Annotated in this window: 10 protein-coding genes; 7 read left to right on the top strand and 3 right to left on the bottom strand. The window is 66.7% G+C overall.

The window, feature by feature from the left end:
• Window positions 1-148 precede the first annotated feature (148 nt).
• The 4 genes from EV560_RS25730 to EV560_RS25715 all read left to right on the top strand — a co-directional run bounded on the left by EV560_RS25730 (window position 149) and on the right by EV560_RS25715 (window position 4,534).
• Window positions 149-1,087, top strand: a complete 939-nt coding sequence (locus EV560_RS25730) for a LysR family transcriptional regulator (protein WP_131858691.1) — start codon at window positions 149-151, stop codon at window positions 1,085-1,087.
• Between the two features lie 138 nt (window positions 1,088-1,225).
• Window positions 1,226-2,233, top strand: a complete 1,008-nt coding sequence (locus tag EV560_RS25725; protein WP_131858690.1) for an amino acid ABC transporter substrate-binding protein — start codon at window positions 1,226-1,228, stop codon at window positions 2,231-2,233.
• A 59-nt stretch (window positions 2,234-2,292) separates the two neighbouring features.
• Window positions 2,293-3,468, top strand: a complete 1,176-nt coding sequence (locus EV560_RS25720) for an amino acid ABC transporter permease (protein ID WP_131858689.1) — start codon at window positions 2,293-2,295, stop codon at window positions 3,466-3,468.
• A 1-nt stretch (window position 3,469) separates the two neighbouring features.
• Window positions 3,470-4,534, top strand: coding sequence for an amino acid ABC transporter permease (locus EV560_RS25715; protein WP_131858688.1), 1,065 nt, complete (start codon window positions 3,470-3,472; stop codon window positions 4,532-4,534).
• Between the two features lie 24 nt (window positions 4,535-4,558).
• Here the strand turns inward: EV560_RS25715 and EV560_RS25710 are convergent, their stop codons facing one another.
• The 3 genes from EV560_RS25710 to EV560_RS25700 form a co-directional block, all read right to left on the bottom strand.
• Complete coding sequence (locus EV560_RS25710) at window positions 4,559-5,953, bottom strand: TAXI family TRAP transporter solute-binding subunit (protein ID WP_131858687.1); 1,395 nt, start codon at window positions 5,951-5,953, stop codon at window positions 4,559-4,561.
• A 205-nt stretch (window positions 5,954-6,158) separates the two neighbouring features.
• On the bottom strand, window positions 6,159-8,042 hold the full coding sequence (locus EV560_RS25705) for a transglycosylase domain-containing protein (protein WP_131858686.1): 1,884 nt from the start codon (window positions 8,040-8,042) through the stop codon (window positions 6,159-6,161).
• Between the two features lie 630 nt (window positions 8,043-8,672).
• Window positions 8,673-13,913 (bottom strand): autotransporter-associated beta strand repeat-containing protein, encoded by a 5,241-nt coding sequence (locus EV560_RS25700; protein ID WP_131858685.1) that lies wholly within the window; start codon window positions 13,911-13,913, stop codon window positions 8,673-8,675.
• On the opposite strand from EV560_RS25700, the gene EV560_RS25695 reads away from it, so the two are divergent.
• The 3 genes from EV560_RS25695 to EV560_RS25685 all read left to right on the top strand — a co-directional run bounded on the left by EV560_RS25695 (window position 13,891) and on the right by EV560_RS25685 (window position 18,117).
• Window positions 13,891-15,303, top strand: coding sequence for an AraC family transcriptional regulator (locus EV560_RS25695; RefSeq protein ID WP_131858684.1), 1,413 nt, complete (start codon window positions 13,891-13,893; stop codon window positions 15,301-15,303). The genes EV560_RS25700 and EV560_RS25695 overlap by 23 nt on opposite strands.
• Window positions 15,304-15,658: 355 nt before the next feature.
• Window positions 15,659-17,128 (top strand): lyase family protein, encoded by a 1,470-nt coding sequence (locus EV560_RS25690; protein ID WP_165923617.1) that lies wholly within the window; start codon window positions 15,659-15,661, stop codon window positions 17,126-17,128.
• A gap of 23 nt (window positions 17,129-17,151) precedes the next feature.
• Window positions 17,152-18,117: an ABC transporter permease gene (locus EV560_RS25685; RefSeq protein WP_165923616.1), complete on the top strand. Its 966-nt coding sequence runs from the start codon at window positions 17,152-17,154 to the stop codon at window positions 18,115-18,117.
• Window positions 18,118-18,127 lie beyond the last annotated feature (10 nt).

The raw sequence follows: 18,127 nt of genomic DNA, 5'->3' as shown, positions 1-18,127 counted from the left end.
GCCGCGATCAGCCGCTTGGGCCTCTGCGCCGACGTCAAGTGGCGGGAAGGTTTCAGGAAGGGGGAGGCAGATCAACGGGGCGAAACACCTATGACAGCGATAGCCAATTGACTATTGTGACGGACAAGAATGCGCATGGGGGAAGGCCATGAAGCGGGCGCCGGGCCTGACGTTGAGGCGGCTCGAAGTGTTTATCGCGATCGCCGAAGGCGGTGGCTTCCGCGCCGCAGCCGAAAGGCTGGGCGTGGCGCAACCCTCCATCAGCTCGCACGTGCAGGCGTTGGAAGCGCAATCCGGCGGAGCCTTGTTCGAGCGGCGCCGGGGCCGCGGCGTCGAGCTCACGGATCTCGGCAGGACCTTCCTCAGCCATGCCAGGCAGCTGCTCGCCGAAGCGGACGACATGGTCAGCGATCTCTCCCGCTTCCGCACGGTGGCGGAGCGCCGCGTCGTCTTCGCCTGCCAGCGTTCGCTGTCGCAGGTGCTGCCGCCCCTGCTGGCCAATTTCGCCGGCGAGCACAAGGAGGTCGAGCTGATCACGCGCGTCGGCCGCCAGGAGGAGATCGTCGATATGGTTCGCGACGGAACCGCCAATATCGGCTTGTTCCTCGGCGACCAGGACATTCCGGGCCTCCGCGCGACGACGGTCGGCCATATGCAGCTGGCCATAGCGGCTGCGCCCGAGCATCCGCTCGCCCGTCGCCGGAACATCCCTCCGGCGGAGCTGGCGGCCTATCCCTTCGTCGGCGCGCCGGACGGCTCGCTGTTTGGACAGGGCATCGCGGCGCTGCTGGCCGGCATCGGCGTCTCCAATGTCAATCTCGTCTCGAAGGCCACCGAATTCGAGTTCCTGCGCGCTTTGGTGATCGGCGGCGTCGGCCTCTATTGCTGCGTGCTGGACAGGGTTGCGGCGGATTTCGACAGCGGCGCCCTCGTCATGCTCTCGCTCGACGCACCGCCTCTGACGATGGAAATCCGGCAGGTCTTCTCGGTGACGAAGCCGGTATCGCCGGCGGTCGCGCTCTTCGCCGAGCATCTCCGGCGACAGCTCGCGGCCCATAAGGGCAATAAGCGATTGCCTATCACCTGAGAGCCTATCGCCCCATTGCTATTTGCCTGACGGTTGGGCCTTCTCGACGCGCGTCGGTGTCGTGGCCAACTGCCGCACGTCACGCCAAAAGAACCATTTCCTCAGGGGGAAGCCGTGACGTCGAGGACTGCAACATCCATGGCCCTGACGGTCGCTGCCGCGGCCCTTCTCGCGTCGCTCGGCGCGGCTCATGCCGGCACGCTCGATGACGTGAAGCAACGCGGGGTCGTCCGCTGCGGCACCTCGCCGAACAATCCCGGCTTCGCCTTCACCGATTCAGCGGGCAAGCAGCGCGGCTTCGACGTCGATTTCTGCCGGGCGCTCGGCGCTGCGATCTTCGGCGATATCGCGAAAGCCGAAACCAAGGTGGTCGAGCCCCGCGACGCCTTCACCGTGCTCGCGACCGCGGGCGTCGACGTGCTGACGCACCGCTTCACCTGGAGCTTCAATCGCGACAACGGCGCCGGTCTCGAATTCACCCAGGCGCTATTCTACGACGGCCAGGGTTTCATGGTGCGCAAGTCGGCGAACGTGAAGAGCGTGAACGATTTGAATGGCGCAACGATCTGCGCAGCCCAGGGCACGACGACCGAACTCAACGTCGCCGACTATTTCCGCCAGCGCAAGCTGACCTACAAGATCGTCACCTTCAACGGCACCGATCCGGCGCGCCTCGCCTATGACGAGGGCCGCTGCGACGCCTGGACCAATGATCGCGGCTCGCTCGCGTCGCGCGGCCAGGGCCTCAAGAATCCGGCTGATCACGTCATCCTGCCGGAGACCATCTCCAAGGAGCCCGTCGGCCCCGTCGTGCGCGACAGCGACCCGAAATGGGCCCATCTGGTGCGCTGGGTCATGTTCGCGACGATCGCGGCCGAGGAGCTCGGCATCACCTCGGAGAATGTCGACGAGCTGAAGGCGTCCTCGACCAATCCCGAGGTCAAGCGCTTCCTCGGCGTCAGCGACGACCTTGGCCAGAAGCTCGGTCTGTCGCGGGATTGGGCCTATAATATCGTCAAGCTCGTTGGAAATTACGGTGAGATTTTCGACCGCAATCTGGGAGCGAAGTCGCCGATCGGACTGAGCCGCGGGCTCAACGGATTGTGGAAGGATGGCGGGCTGATCATCGCGCCGCCGTTCCGTTGATCCCACCAAATTGCGGAATGCCCGCCGATCGCGCCAAAGTCAGGGCGGAAGACGGCCGCATGAGGCCGCCTCCCGTGCCTTGGTCGACCCGCCTGAAGCTCGATGACCCCCGCAGCTTCGCGATCCAGGTGGGGCTCGTGCTCCTGCTCTGCGCCGCGGTGGCCTTCATCGCCCATAATGTCGGCGCCAATGTCGCGCGGCTGAACCTGCGCGTCGGCTTTGATTTCCTCGGCAGGCCAGCGGGCTTCGACATCGCGCAGGCGCTGATCCCCTATCCGGAAACGTCCACATATCTGCGCGCCTTCTGGGTCGCGCTGCTGAACACGGTCCTCCTCGGCGCGCTGTCCATCGCCGGGGCGACCGTGCTCGGCCTTGCCGTCGCGCTGCTGCGGCTCGCCCGCAACCCGCTCCTTGCCCTCCTTGCGCTCGGTTACGTCGAGGCCGTGCGCAACATCCCGCTCCTGCTGCAGCTGTTCTTCTGGTATTTCGCCGTGCTCGGGCCGCTGCCGCCGCCGCGTCAGAGCCTTTCGCTGTTCGACCTCGTCTTCCTCAACAAGCGCGGCCTTGCTTTTCCCTGGCCTGTTCCCGAGCCCGGCTTTGTCGCCTTCATGGTCCTGCTCGCGGTCGGCCTCGTCGCCTTCGTCCTGCTCGCCCGCGCCGCACGACGCAGGCGCATTGCGAGCGGCCGCCCGGCGCGCGGCCTCTGGGGCGCGGCGCTCCTTGCCCTCGTGCTGCCATTTGCTGGCACTCTCGTCACCGGGACGCCGGTCGCCTGGGACGTGCCGACGCCCGGCGGTTTCAATATCGCCGGCGGCGCCACCGTCATTCCCGAGTTCGTCGCCATGGTCGTCGGCATGACGATCTACGGCTCGGCCTTCATCGCGGAACTCATTCGCGGCGGCATCGTCAGCGTCAGCCGGGGACAGAGCGAGGCGGGCATGGCGCTCGGCCTGTCGCAACCGCGCATCTACGCGACGATCGTCATTCCACAGGTCTTCCGGGCGGTCCTGCCGCCGCTGACCGGCCAGTACATCACCCTGTTCAAGAATTCTTCGCTGGCGGCCGCCATCGGCTATCCCGACCTCATGCTGATCTTCGCGGGAACCGCGCTCAACCAGACAGGACAGCCGCTCGAGATCATCGGCATGACGATGGCGAGCTACCTGCTCATCAATCTCGCGATCGCGGCGGTCGCCAACATCGCCAACGAGCGCATGCTGAGACGGGAGCGCTAGGGTGAGCGCGACGACGTTTCTGCGCCGCTGCGTATCGACGCCACTCAATGCGGTGGTCACCGCCGCGATTCTCATCTGGCTGGCCATGACCCTTCCTGGCCTTGTCCGCTGGACGCTGGTCGACGCGGTGTGGAGCGGCCCGGGCCCGCAGGCCTGCGCCGGCGTGGACGCCGCTTGCTGGCTGTTCATCAAGGATCGGTTCGGGCAGATCCTGTTCGGGTCCTACCCGCCCTCCGAGCGCTGGCGTCCGATCCTGTGCCTGGCGATCGCGATTGCCGGCGTCGCCATGTTTGCGCTGGGGTGGAGAAGCCGGAAGCTGCTCGCAGCCTTCGTCCTTACAGCCCTTTATGCGATCGTCGCGACCATCCTCTTGCGCGGCGGATGGTTCGGCCTGTCGCCGGTGCCGACGTCGCAATGGGGCGGCATCATGCTCACCATCATCGTCGCCGCATCGACGATCGCGACGTCATTGCCTGCTGGCCTCGCGCTGGCGCTGGCGAGGCGCTCGAACCTGCCGATCGTCGCCGGCCTCGCCGCATTCTATATCGACGTGATGCGCGGACTTCCGCTCGTCGGCGTCCTCTTCCTGGCGATCGTCCTGTTCCCCCTGTTCGCGCCGCCGGGTGTCGAGATCAACGTGCTGTTGCGCGCGCTGATCGCCTTCACCCTGTTCAACGCCGCCATCATGGCCGAAGTCATCCGGGGCGGCCTTCAGTCGGTGCCCAAGGGGCAGATGGAGGCTGCGCTTTCGTTGGGGCTCAGGCCGTGGAACGCGCTCATGCTGTGCGTGCTGCCGCAGGCGCTCCGGGCCGCCATTCCCGGCATCGTCAACGTGTCGATCTCGATCATCAAGGAAACGACCATCGTCCTGATCGCCGGCCTGTTCGACTTCCTCGGCGTCCTGCAGGGGGCGCTGATCGATCCGGCCTGGAATATCGGCGACCAGATCCGGCAAACCGCCTATTTCTTCGCAGGCGCAGTGTTCTTCATCATCTGCTTCGGCTTGTCCTGCTACAGCGCAGGCATCGAGCGTCGCCTGTCAAAAGGCGAGCTCCAGCGCACCTGACCCCTGCGCCGCCCGGAAACCGCATCATGTGCCTCCCGACCTGATCATCGCCTTCAGGTCGCCGCTCGCACGGTCGATAAGGGACTGTTGATAGCGGTAGAACATCTCATCGCCCATCGGGGTGGCGAATGAGTTGGCATGGCTCTGACAGCGTGAGCGCAGTTTCCTGAGCTGTTCCAGAATATCCAATGCGATGTCCTGTGAGTTTGCGCCTGGTTTGGTGGCCTGCATGGCATCGCCAGGTTTTTGGCCGAGGCCTGTCAGCCCCATTTGCCTGATCTTGTCTTCGAGCTTCTCTCGCGCTGCATCGATCCGCCACAGACGGAAATGGCTGATGCCCTTCAGCAGATTGAACAGGGCAGTCACAGCCATGAACAGGTAGATCCAGTAGGCCGGAGACATGACGTTCACCAGCCATGGAAAATAGCGGTCGACGAATTCCGGTTCGCCCGCGATGAAGAACTGCCTCGCTTCGCTGGCAAGCGGGAGCGCGGTGGCGGGACTTGTCGAACTCGGTGGATTGCTGCGGACGAAGGTCGGGAGCGTCGCCGCCAGGAGGACAAGCAGTTCGACGCGGTCTGCCCTCTTCGCGCAGGAATTTGCCAAGACGAGCGTATTGACCTGCGGCACCGACTTGTCCGTTGCGGGGATCCCGCGCATCAGGTCGAAGCGACCCGCCGGGACCCGCCCGATGCTCAACCAGGGAAAGCGGTCCGTCAGGCCCTTCAGATCCCGCAGCTCGACGATATCGAGATCGTACCGACCGATGATGTCACGCAGGAAACCGGCATCGTTACGCATGACGTAGACGGCGATATCGAGTTGGCCATCCGCGACGAGCCGGGCCTGTTCTTCGAGCTCGTGGTTGGATGTTCGAATGTCGAGCTTCTTCAGATCCGCATCGCCGAGCAGTTGTTTCGTGAGAAACTCGGTCCCGGAATCCGGGGGGCCGATGCCGATTCTTGCGTTGCGCAGGTCGGAAAAGCCGGCGAACGAGCGATCGCGCCGCGCCAGGATGAGCAGCGACTCGGGCTCGGGCAGGCGTCCCAACAGCTCGAGGCCAGCGTCGGGCGGGACGGGCGTGCCATCCTGGATAAAGGCGAATTTCTCGACGCAGGGACCCTGCGTCGGAACAATGCGCTTGGCGTTCTCGATCGAGCCGGCGGTCGAGACGACCTCCAGGCGCCCGCCATCGCGCCGCGCCAGCCTGGCGAGGCTCGAAGCAAGCGAATAATACGCTCCCTCCGCTGAACCGGTCAGTATCGCGGCACGGAACGAGCCGTAGTCGCGGACAGCGCTGTACGCGAAGGGAAGGGCAGCGAGAACCGCAGAGGCCGCCAGGAGCGATGCGACCCGCACCACGCCTTTGCGCCGGTTCAGGAAGCTGGGCTTGTCTGGACTCTCCGAGGGAACCGGCACGACAAAGGCCTGCTGTGGACGCGACGTTCTGGGGTTTCCCTAGACTGGCACGACGAAAGCTCGGCAGCCAGCCGTATCGGCTTCTGCAGCCCATTCGGGCTGAATCGACCGGGAGCGGACGTTACCCGCATCGTCCAACGGCCAACCCCACCCGTCAGACGCCTCGTCGCGAATGCTCCGGCGCATCGGCACGAATGATGGAGCCTCAGAGCCCGAACAGCCTCTCGAAGAAGTTCTTCTGGCGTTTGGCGCGCTGCCGCGGCTGGCCGCGGCCGCTTTCGCCTGCATTGGCGTAGCGCGGATCCTGTCCTGCGCCGGGCACACCCGCCAGGGCGACCGGCTTCTGGTCCTTGAGGGCAACCTTCATGAAGTTGTGCCAGATGTCGGTCGGCAGGTTGCCGCCGGATACGCCCTTGGTGGGCGTGCTGTCGTCGTTGCCAAGCCAGACGCCGGCAACCAGATTGCCGGTGTAGCCCACGAACCAGGCATCCTTGAAGTCGTTGGTGGTGCCGGTCTTGCCTGCCATCGGCCAGCCGGGCATCCGCGCCCTTTGGGCCGTGCCGATGACGAAGATGTTGTGCATCATTTCGTTCAGCATGGCATCAGCGCCTGGATCGATGACTTGCTCCCGGTCACCCGAAGCCGAGCGGCTGAAGACGAGCTTGCCATCCGCGGTCTTCACCTCGGTGATCACATAGGGCACAGCTGCGAAGCCGCCGTTGGCGAAGGTCGCATAGGCGCCCACGAGCTCGAGCGGCGTGACTTCGGAGGTGCCGAGCGCGAGCGAGGGGGCGGCCTGGAGCGGCGAGGTGATGCCGAGGCGCTGCGCCGTTTGCACGACGGCCGTGGGACCGACCTCCATATTGAGCTTCACCGCCACCGTGTTGAGAGACAGCGCGAGAGCCCTGCGCAGCGTGATCGGCCCACGATAGCCCCGGTCATAGTTCTCCGGTCTCCAGCCGTCGATATTGACTGGTGAATCCGTGCGCACGGTGTCGGGGCGAAGCCCTCGTTCGAGGGCCGTCAGATAGACGAATGGCTTGAACGACGAGCCCGGCTGGCGGTGGGCGGAGGTCGCCCGGTTGAACTGACTCGCCTCGTAGTCGCGGCCACCCACGAGCGCTGTGACGGCCCCGTCCGGCCGCATCGCCACGAAGGCGCCCTGGCTCACATTGAACTTCTGGCCCTTCGCATCGAGCTCGTCCAATAGCACCCGCTCGGCTGCCGCCTGCAGGGATGGCTCGAGGGTGGTCGAGACCACGACATCGGAGTCGATGGTGTCGACGACATCGTCGAGCGTCTCCATCACGTAGTCAGCGGCATAATTGGCGGAACCGGCTCCTTTTGGAGACTTCAGCTCGGCCGGCGCATCGAGAGCCGTCTGGGCCATGTCGGGCGTAATGAAGCCGAGCTCCTTCATCGCGGCGAGCACGCGTTCGGCGCGCTCTTGAGCGGCCTCGCGGTTGCGGTTGGGGGCCAGGCGCGACGGCGACTGGACGAGGCCAGCGAGCATCGCGGCTTCCGGCAGCGAGACGTCACGGGCCGGCTTGCCGTAATAGCGCTGCGCCGCGGCCTCGACGCCATAGGCACCGGCGCCGAAATAGACCCGGTTGAGATAGAGTTCGAGAATCTGGTCCTTGCTGTAGCTCCGCTCCAGCCAAAGCGACAGAATCGCTTCCTGGATCTTGCGCGAGACCGTGCGCTCCTGTGTCAGGAACAGGTTCTTCGCGAGCTGCTGGGTCAGCGTCGAGCCGCCCTGAAGGCCGCCGTCATGGGTCAGGTTGCGGTGGGCCGCGCGGATGAGGCCCATCAGGTCGATGCCCCAATGGTCGTAGAAGCGCCGGTCCTCGATGGCGACGAAAGCCCGGGGCAGGAAGGGTGGCAGCTCCCCGAGGGAGACCTGGCGGCCGCCCGTCGCGCCGCGATTCGCCAGAAACGAGCCGTCATGCGCCAGGATGGCGATGTTCGGGGGCCTCTTCGGCACCGTGAGCTGACTGAGCGGAGGCAGCTGCGAGGCGTAGTAGGCGACGACGCCGCAAAGCCCGATGAGGCCAGCCAGGCAGACCGCGAGCCCGGAGTAAGCCAGCATTCTCAGGAACGAGCTGCCACCCGCAGGCCGGCGCGTCCCGTGCTGGCGAGACGCGTCATCGCTGGTTTCAGGGGCCGGCCCGTGTGCTGCGGCCTCGGGCTCGCGATCCTCGGAGGCGGGGCGAGAAACCAGTTCCGGCTCTGCGGTCGCCAGCGCGTTGACAGCCGGCTGCTGCCGGTCACCTTCGTTCGCCACCTATGGTCAGCCTCAATTCCGTGCACCAGTGCAATCGGGCCTTCTGGCATCGGCTCTTGGCACAACTAAGACCAGGGACATGCATGTCACGCTGGCGATCCGGAGGGCGACGGCGCTTCATCGTCGAAAGGAGGCGGCCGGCTCATCCGAACCCGAAGCAAACTCAGCGCATGGTCCACGGCACGGATCACTCAAGGACCGTCAGCGCGCTTGCGCACAATCTCGTTCGCAGCAGACCGCCGTTTCACCGCTTGTCAATGTCCGCCTCTCGGCGTCGAGCCGATGTCGGTTCTTGGCGCAGGATCGACTCAACCCAAGCGCCCGATCCCGGCTTGCGGCCAACGCGCAGAGCCGCAAATCCGGACAGCCGAAGCCCTGCGTCGGGTCAGCGCGCTTGCGGGATAAGCCCGTCCATCAGCTGCGCCGCGATGCGTCTCAGAAGCTGACCCTGAGCTGCGCCGTGCCGCCGATCCGCTTCGTGTTTCCTGAGAGTTCGGAATCGACGCGCATGCCCAGGCTGACGGTCTGGCTGAGCTTGATGTCGGCGCCGGCGGCGATGAGGGCGCTGTTGCGGTCCGGTTTGGCGCCGGTCACCCCAAAAATCGCCCCGGGCAAGCCGTTGATCGAGGCGGATAGCTCCGCGTCGCGCTGGTAGTAATGCGCCCAGGCGGCGCGGACAAAACCCGTGACAGGCATCGCGCCGGCCATCAGATCGCCCTCGATCCGGACGCCGAGTTCGCTGCGGCTCGTCATGTCGGAACGACGCGCCAGGGCCAATGTCCCCGCCGGGGCGCCGGTCCAGTCGCGCTCGACCGCCGCCGGGCTCCTCGCCTGCACGAACTGGAATGCGGCGAGCGGCAGGACCGCAATGCGGCTTCCGGCCCCCAGGGCCCATGTGGCCACGGGAAAGCTGGCCTCGGCCCGGCCGCTCCAGGCCTGCGTGTCGTAGGACGCGGTCACGCCGCTGCGGCCGAGCGACGGAATCGCCCGTGTCGTGTCGGTGTCGAGCCTCGCATAGCTGAGCGCGGCGGCGAGGTTGAGCGATCCGAGCATGGTGCGGCCGTAGAGACCGGCCTGGAAGACGTCGGCATCCGCCTTGCCGAGCCCGCCGGAGAGCGAGGCTCGCGACTGGCCGCCGGAGGCCGCGAAGCCCGCAACCGTATTGGAGCCGAGCCGGATATCGGCGCCGACAGCGACATAGCCGTCGGAGAGATTGCGGTTCGCGGTCCCCGTCGTCGCATCGCCGTCGGTCCGTCCCGTCGAGCCGAAGGTCGCGCCCCAGACGGAAAAGCGCGCGGGATCGAATGTCGGGCGTCCGGCCCCATCCGCTCTGGACGGAAGATCGGCGGTGAAGCCGGCGGCGCCGGCAGGGCCGTTCGGCCCACCCATGAGCCGGCCCGGCCCGGAACCATCGAGCATCGTGCGCAGGAACTGGTCCGCGCCGCTGGCGGCCATCGCGGGAGCGGCCGTGTGCACCTCTCCCGAGAGCTGGTTCACGGCGGCGGGAATGGCCGCGGCCGGCAGGTTGTAGATCGCGAAGAGCGCCGACGGATCGGCTCCGTTCGCGACCGCCCGGTCGATCGCCAGCGCGACCGACAGCGCGTTCGTCGGCCGCCCGAGGCTGGTGGCGGGCGTCAGAGTGGGCGCTACGGGCGGCGGTATCACCGGATCGATGACGATCGGCGCCAGAGGCTTCGGCTCCAGGGTCAGCTGCACATCCGTCGCGGTGTAGCTGACGGTGCTGGTGACGCCATCGCCGAAGGAGGTGCTGGCATTGTCCGTGCCGAAGCGCGTGCCGCCGAGGCCGCCGGCGGCCGATAGCAGGGTATAGGGCGAGGAGAAGAGAAAGGCGTTGCCGAGCGGCACCAGCTGCAATGTCCCGGCGAGGCTCGCCGTGCCGGTGACGTTGATCCGGTCGGCGACGGCACCCTGCAGCTCGGCCAGGTAGAGCGAGCTGGCGCCGAGCGTCAGATTGCCGTTGATGCTGATGGTTCCAGGCGAATTGCCTGGAGACAGCGTGCCGTTCACGACCGCCGTCGGCAGCGTGCCCGAGCCGCCCACCGTCCCGCCCGCTGCGACGCTCAGGCCGGAGGACGAAGCGATCGAGCCGTTCACGATCAGCGTGCCTGCCGTGACGGTCGTCGCACCGGTATAGGCGTTCGTGCCCAGAACGGTCGTCGTGCCGGCAACGCTGGTCAGCGAAGCCGGCCCGCCCAGCCCGTTGACCGTGCCGCCATTGGAGGTCACCGCCCCCGTCAAGGCGCCGTTGCGCAGCGTGCCACCGTTCAGCGTCACATTGGCGATGGACTGGGCGAAGCCGCCGAGGTCAAGCGTTCCGCCGGGATTGACCCAGGTCGTGCTGGCATTGCTGAACCTGTTGGCCGCGCCACCCGCCAGGACGCCGGTCTCGATCGTCGTCATGCCCGAATAGGTATTGGCCGCGGTCAGGGTGAGGGCGCCCGCTCCGGTCTTGGTGACCGTTCCGGTGCCGGTGATCAGGTTGGCGAAGGTGCCCGCGGTCGCCTGATCGAGGATCAGGGCCGCATTGTCGTCGATCGCGCCCGATCCGAAGGAGGTCGACGAGCCGATCAGCGTGCCGGCACTGATCGTCGTTCCGCCCAAGTAGGTGTTGGGACCGGTCAGGGTGAGGGCGCCCGCTCCGGTCTTGGTCAGGGTGCCGCTGCCCGAGATGGCGCCAGCAAGCGTGCCTGCGGCCGCCTGATCGATCTGGAGCGCGGCGCCGTTCGCGATCGGACCGGTACCAAAACTGGTGGAGGACCCGATCAGCATGCCGGCACTGATCGTCGTGCCGCCCGCATAGGTGTTGGAGCCGGTCAGGGTGAGGGCGCCCGCTCCGGTCTTGGTCAAGGTGCCGCTGCCCGAGATGGCGCCAGCGAGCGTGCCTGCGGCCGCCTGATCGATCTGGAGCGCGGCATCGTTCACGACCGGCCCGGTACCGAAGCTGGTGGAGGACCCGATCAGCGTGCCGGCCACGATGGTCGTGCCGCCCGCATAGCTGTTGGGGCCGGTCAGGGTGAGCGCCCCGGCCCCGGTCTTGGTGAGCGTTCCGGTGCCGGTGATCAGGTTGGCGAAGGTGGCCGCGGTCGCCTGATCGAGGATCAGGGCCGCATTGTCGTCGATCACGCCCGATCCGAAGGAGGTCGACGAGCCGATCAGCGTGCCGGCGCTGATCGTCGTGCCGCCCAGGTAGGTGTTGGGGCCGGCCAGGGTGAGCGCGCCCGCTCCGGTCTTGGTGACCGTTCCGGTGCCGGTGATCAGGTTGGCGAGCGTGCCTGCGGTCGCCTGATCGATCTCGAGCGTGGCGTCGTTGGCGATCGACCCGGTACCGAAGCTGGTGGAGGACCCGATCAGCGTGCCGGCACTGATCGTCGTGCCGCCCGCATAGCTGTTGGTGCCGGTCAGGGCGAGGGCGCCCGCACCGGTCTTGGTGACCGTTCCGGTGCCGGTGATCAGGTTGGCGAGGGTGCCCGCGGTCGCCTGATCGAGGATCAGGGCGGCATTGTTGTCGATCGCGCCCGATCCGAAGGAGGTCGACGAGCCGATCAGTGTGCCGGCGCTGATCGTCGTGCCGCCTGCATAGGTGTTGGGGCCGGCCAGGGTGAGGGCGCCCGCTCCTGTCTTCGTCAGGGTGCCACTGCCCGAGATGGCGCCAGCGAGGGTGCCTGCGGCCGCCTGATCGATCTCGAGCGCGGCGTCGTTCACGATCGGCCCGGTACCGAAGCTGGTGGAGGACCCGATCAGCGTGCCGGCACTGATCGTCGTGCCGCCCAAGTAGGTGTTGGAGCCCGTCAGGGTGAGGGCGCCCGCTCCGGTCTTGGTGAGTGTTCCCGTGCCGGTGATCAGGTTGGCGAAGGTGGCCGCGGTCGCCTGATCGAGGATCAGGGCCGCATTGTTGTCGATCGCTCCCGATCCGAAGGAGGTCGACGAGCCGATCAGCGTGCCGGCACTGATCGTCGTTCCGCCCAAGTAGGTGTTGGGGCCGGTCAGCGTGAGCGCGCCCGCTCCGGTCTTGGTGAGCGTTCCCGTGCCGGTGATCAGGTTGGCGAAGGTGGCCGCGGTCGCCTGATCGAGGATCAGGGCCGCATTGTCATCGATCGCGCCCGATCCGAAGGAGGTCGACGAGCCGATCAGCGTGCCGGCACTGATCGTCGTGCCGCCCAGGTAGGAGTTGGGGCCGGTCAGGGTGAGGGCCCCGGCCCCGGTCTTGGTGACCGTTCCGGTGCCGGTGATGAGGTTGGCCAAGGTGCCCGCGGCCGCCTGATCGAGGATCAGGGCCGCATTGTCGTTGATCGCGCCCGATCCGAAGGAGGTCGACGAACCGACCAGCGTGCCGGCATTGATCGTCGTGCCGCCGGAATAGGTGTTGGGGCCCGACAGGGTCAGCGTGCCAGCCCCGTTCTTGGTCAAGCTCCAGCTCCCGGCGCCGGCATAACCGGCGCAGGGCGTCGCGGCCCCAGGCGTGCAGGTCGGCCCGCCCGATGCGAAGGTGCCCGTGCCGCCCGACCCCGTCTGGTCGGCGATGGCGTTGCCGATGCTCTGGGAGGCTCCGAGCGCCGGGTTGAAGACGATGTTGCCGTTCCCCTGCAGGAAGAGCCCCGCCCCGAAGGCCGAGCCGGCCGCCGCGGGCGGCGTCGCCGTGCCGGCCGTCACGCTGTTACCGGTGACGTTCAGCGAATTGTTGAATGTGAGAGAGCCGCCCTCCGTGACGAAGATGGCGCCCCCCAGGCCGGCGCCTCCGCCGCCGCCGGCTCCGGCGCCAGAGGTGCCGGAGCCTCCCGCAAAGCCGCCGGCGCTTCCAACGCCGCCACCGCCGCCGAATCCTCCGACCGCCCCAGCGCCGCCACCGCCACCGAACCCGCCGGCGCCGCCGCTACCGAAGCCGTCGCCACCGCCGCCGCCGCCGAACCCACCGGCGTGCGTGCCGCCGACGCCGCCGCCGCCGCTTTCAGCGAACCCGATCCCGCCTCCGCCTCCGCCGCCACTGGCCCCCCCGGCGCCATTGCTCGAGCCCGCGCTGGCGCCCCCCGTGAACGCTCCAGGAGCTCCCGAGCCGCCTCCGGCAGCGCCACCGGTCGCCCCGCTTCCGAAGCCGCCGGCGCCGCCGTTGCAGCAGTCGGGGACATCGCCGCCCATGCCTGCGCCGGGACCGTGGATATTGGCGGGGTGGTTCGGCCCGAGGGCATTCCCGCCCGTGGCGCTGTTCGAGGCAAGGGTGAGGTTCCCAGCCGTCAACGCACCCGTCGAGCTGACGAAGATCGCGCCGCCCAATCCCGCGCCGCCGCCGCCGCCGCTGCCGGCGCCACCGATGCTGCCGCCGCGGGCGTTGGCGGCCGTTATGGTCAGGTTCTGGATTGTCGCATTCGTCCTTGCGGCGCCGGTTTGGCCGGCATCGCCGATGAAGAACACGCGGTAGCCGGTGGTTGCGCTGGTCGAGCCGCCGCTCACGGTGATGTTGTTCGCACCGCCGTCGATGACGGTGTTGTTCCCGATCACGAGCGGCAGTTCGTTCAGCCCGGAGCTGCCTACGGTGATCGTCTGCCCTGCGATCGCGTTTGAGAACGTGATCGTGGTTCCGGCATTGGCGTTCGCGTAGGTGATCGCGTCCCGGAGCGTCGTCTGAGCGCCACCCAAGGTGTCGGCGCTGCTGGTGACCACGCAGGCGTTTGCCGCGCATTGTGCGAAGGCTTCGTCGGCGGTGGCCAGCAACAAGCCGAGGGCGACCAGACCAGCGGTCGGGACTCCGCGCCGGGGGCGGAGGAAGTTCAGAGCTGGCATAGGTATAATCCGAAAGATGTCGGGCCCCAGAGTCGCGGCTGGGAGGCGGGGAACTCACGGTTGCATATCGCCCGAAACAGGCGATGATGTTTCTGATGACATTCAGGATTTCGTCGCCGAATCTGTCGATCCGCTGCCGATTTTGTCAAAGTTGGCGGGAGATTCGGGCGATGAAGGCCGGGGCAGGGGGATGTCGATGGCCGAACCTTTGGGCGCTTCCGCCCGATTGGCGATGTTCGATGTCGTCCGGACGAATGATCCGGACGATCTGAACGGCCAGATTCACGTGCCCGAACGGGCCGAACGTTCGCGCCGCGTCTACACCTATCAACTGCAGGATCGCGCGCTGTGGCGCATGCGGTTCGAACAGCCGATCTTCACGCTTGCCACGCGTGGAACGGGGGCGATCCTGGCGAGCTATGCCGATAGCAGTTTCGCAACCGTCGTCTCCGTCGATGGCGACGATGGCGACCTGTACTGCTTCACGACCATGCTGGCGGGCCAGATCACCTTGGCGAAGGGGGGGGCGGTCACGACGGCGACGACCCGGTCGGGCCTCGTCTGGAGGCCCGGTCCGGGCGGCCGGCTCTCGATCAGCGACGACAATGCGCGCAACAACATCTTCTTCAAGGTCGCGGATCTGGAGACCGCGCTGGAGCACATGCTGGACGAGCCGCTGCGCCAGTCCCTGGATTTCGAGCCCGGCCTCGATTGGAGCAGGGGGCTCACGGCCAGCCTGATGCACCAGCTCGATTTCGTCATGCACGAGTTCCAGAGGGAGGACGGCGTGCCGAGCAGCCCGGTCGCCCTGGCATCCCTGACCGATTCGATCATCTCGCTGGTTCTGCATGGCGCCCGCCATAACCATACCGCGCGGCTCGCCAGCACGGGCGACACGGCGATCCCCGCCTATGTCCGGCGTGCGGAGGATTTCATGCGCGCCCATGGCGCGCAGCCGATCCGAATGACGCATGTCGCCGCGGCCGCCGGCTGCAGTTTGCGGACCCTGACGAGCGTCTTCAGACATTTCCGCGGCAGCACCCCGCTGGCGGCGCTCCATGCCATCCGGCTCGATCTGGCGCATGACGAGCTCGCACGCGGCATCGGCGAGGCGTCGGTCGCGGCGATCGCCCGCCGTTACGGTTTCACCAACGCAACACGGTTCGCCACCGCGTTCGGCCGCCGGTTCGGCAAGACACCCGCCGAAGCCGCGCGGCATGCATCCATTCGGATGGTCGCCCGGCCGGCTGACGCAGCGAAGCCTCGCTAGCCACCGCCCGTCCGCGGCCTGGGATCCGGCTCGGTATGTCCAGATAATTTGCCGGCTACCGATAAGCGATTCGGGAGCTGGTGGGGAAACGGCCGACCGTTCAACCTGCGGGGCGCGACGGATGGCACGGCGATCCGCGGGGACGAAGCTCCGGCCCGACGGCTCCCTCGACGGAACGATCGTCTTCAGCCCGCCAGGTTTGACAGGTTTGGGAGCCCTCAATATGTATATACAATAATAATTATGACTAGCGTCAGGCGATCTGGGATATGCGACATCCAGTGCCTGCCGCTAGGGCACTATGCCGAAAGGGAGAAGACCATTGGCCGATGTCGTTCGCCAGGTTGGCGCGCGCTTGACGAAGCAAGTCGATCCGCTGCTTCAGAAGCGCTTTTATCCCGGCTCGATCACGAATCTTCGGCACAGCTATCTGGCCTTCCACAGCTTCGACAAGGCCCACACCATCGCCCTTCTCGAAGGCGGCCTCATCAGCCGTGACATCGCCCGCAGCCTGCTCGGCGGCCTCCGCAATATGGAGGCGGAAGGCATTGAGACCGTCCGTGACCGGATGGGCGGCGGCCGCCACTCCGGCGAGGCGTTCCTCACCGAGACGCTCGGCTCGACGGGCGCAGGCTGGATCAACATGGGCCGGAGCTCGGGCGATCTAGACGCCGTGGCCTGGCGCTTCAATCTGCGCAGGAGCATTCCCCGGCTCGTCGCGAAGCTGAACGACCTCAGGGAAAGCCTGGTGAATGTCGCGGCGCTGCATGTGAATACCGTGATGCCGGCCTTCAGCATCGGCCAGCACGCGCAATGCACCTCGCTCGGTCATGTCCTCCTGTCCTGGGAAGCGCCGTTCGCGCGCGATGTCCGGCGTGCCCTGGCGCTGTTCGAGGAGGTGGCGGAAAGCCCGGCCGGCTCCGGCATCATGACCGGCTCGCCCTTCCGGATCTCGCGCGCCCGGACCGCCGCCCTGCTGGGTTTCGACGCGGTCCAGATCAACACGCGCGACGCGGTGATCAATCTCGACAGCCTGCTCCACGCCCATTCGCTGCTGTCCATCGCAATCTCGAATGCGGCGAGCGTCGCCAGCGATCTCTATTTGTGGACGATGAGCACGATCAAGTTCGCCGAACTTGACGACCGCTACTGCAGCACCAGCAGCATCATGCCGCAGAAGAAGAATTCTTGGGCCCTCGCCTGGATCAGGGGGCAGTCGGCGGTCGAGCTGAACAAGATGGGCGGTATCTTCTCGCTGCTGAAGACCGAGTCCGACGGCCTCGAAGACACGTTGATGGCGCCGTGGAGCTATTACGAGGCGCGCGAGACCGCCGAGGACATGTTCGAGATGCTGTCGGGCATCGTCGGCTCGGTCCGGTTCGATGCGGCGCGCCTCAGGGACAGCGCCTCGCAAGGCTGGACCCAGGCGGCCGATCTGGCCGCCGCGCTGACGCAGCATGGCGGACTCTCCTGGCGCGATGCGCATCAGGTGCTCGCCCATCTCGTGCGCGAAACCATCGAGCAGAATATCAGCCCGGCCGAGATCGATCCGGCCTATATTTCCGCAATCGCGGAGAAAGTGCTCGGACAGCCGCTCACGATCTCGCAGCAGCACATCACCGAGGCGCTGGATCCCGAGCTTTCCCTCAAGGCTCGCCATTTCGTCGAGGGCTCGCCGGCCCCGAACCAGGTAGCGCATCAGCTCGAGAAGGCTCGCGAGACAATCGCGGCGGATCGCGGCGCCGGCGCCGCGCTCAGCGCCAGGCTGGACAAGGCCGGCGCCGATCTCGAAGCCGCCATCGATGCCATCCTCGCGGCAGAATAGAGATGTCCTCGGGTAGCCCTGGATTGCTCGGCTTCGTGCTGCGGCGGGTCATGTTCGGGGTTCCGACCCTGTTCATCGTGGTGAGCGCCGTCTTCATGATGGTTCACCTGGCGCCGGGCAATCCGCTGAACTTCATCACGGGCGACGCGGACCTCAGCGACGCCCAACTCGCCGAGCTCAAGCGCGCATACGGTTTGGATCAGTCGCTCGGCGTCCAGTACTACCTGTACGTATCGAAGATCCTGACCGGCGATTTCGGCATGTCGTACCGGTACCAGGAATCGGTCGCGTCCCTGATCATCGACCGGCTGCCGGCGACGTTGATCCTGATGGTGCCGGCGATGATCCTCTTCATCAGCATCGGCATCCTTCTGGGGGTCCTGGCCGCGCGCTATCCGAACTCGCGGGCGGGATTGGTGCTGAGCGGCATCGGCCTGTTCGGCTGGTCGGTGCCGGTGTTCTGGCTGGGTCAGCTGCTGGTCATCGTCTTCGCCCTCAAGCTCGGGCTTTTCCCGACGCAGGGCATGCTCAACCTGCGGAACCCGACCGAGGGCTGGGGGAAAGTGCTCGACATCGCCCTGCACCTGGCGCTGCCCGCGCTGGCGCTCGGCATGCGCTTCGTCGCGCTCAGCATGCGCATGACGCGATCGAGCATGATGCAGGTGCTTCGCCTGGACTACATGACGACGGCACGCGCGAAGGGGCTCAGCGAACGCGCCATGCTGTCGACGCACGCGCTGCCGAACGCGTTGTTGCCGGTCATCACGATCGTCGGCATGGATTTCGGCACGATGCTGACCGGATCGGTCCTGGTCGAAGTCGTCTTCGCGTGGCCAGGCATGGGCCGCCTGCTCTACGACGGCGTCATGGCGCGGGACTACCCGCTGATCACCGGAATCATCCTGTGCGCGACCGTCGCGGTGATCCTGGTCAACCTGGTGACCGATATTCTCTACGCGCTCATCGACCCCCGCATTCGCTACAGCTGAACGGACCGTG

This window comes from Allobosea sp. BK604, assembly GCF_004341515.1.
Lineage (GTDB): Bacteria > Pseudomonadota > Alphaproteobacteria > Rhizobiales > Beijerinckiaceae > Allobosea.
Note: the sequence above shows the minus strand (reverse complement) of the source record. Positions and strands in the feature narration are given on the sequence as shown.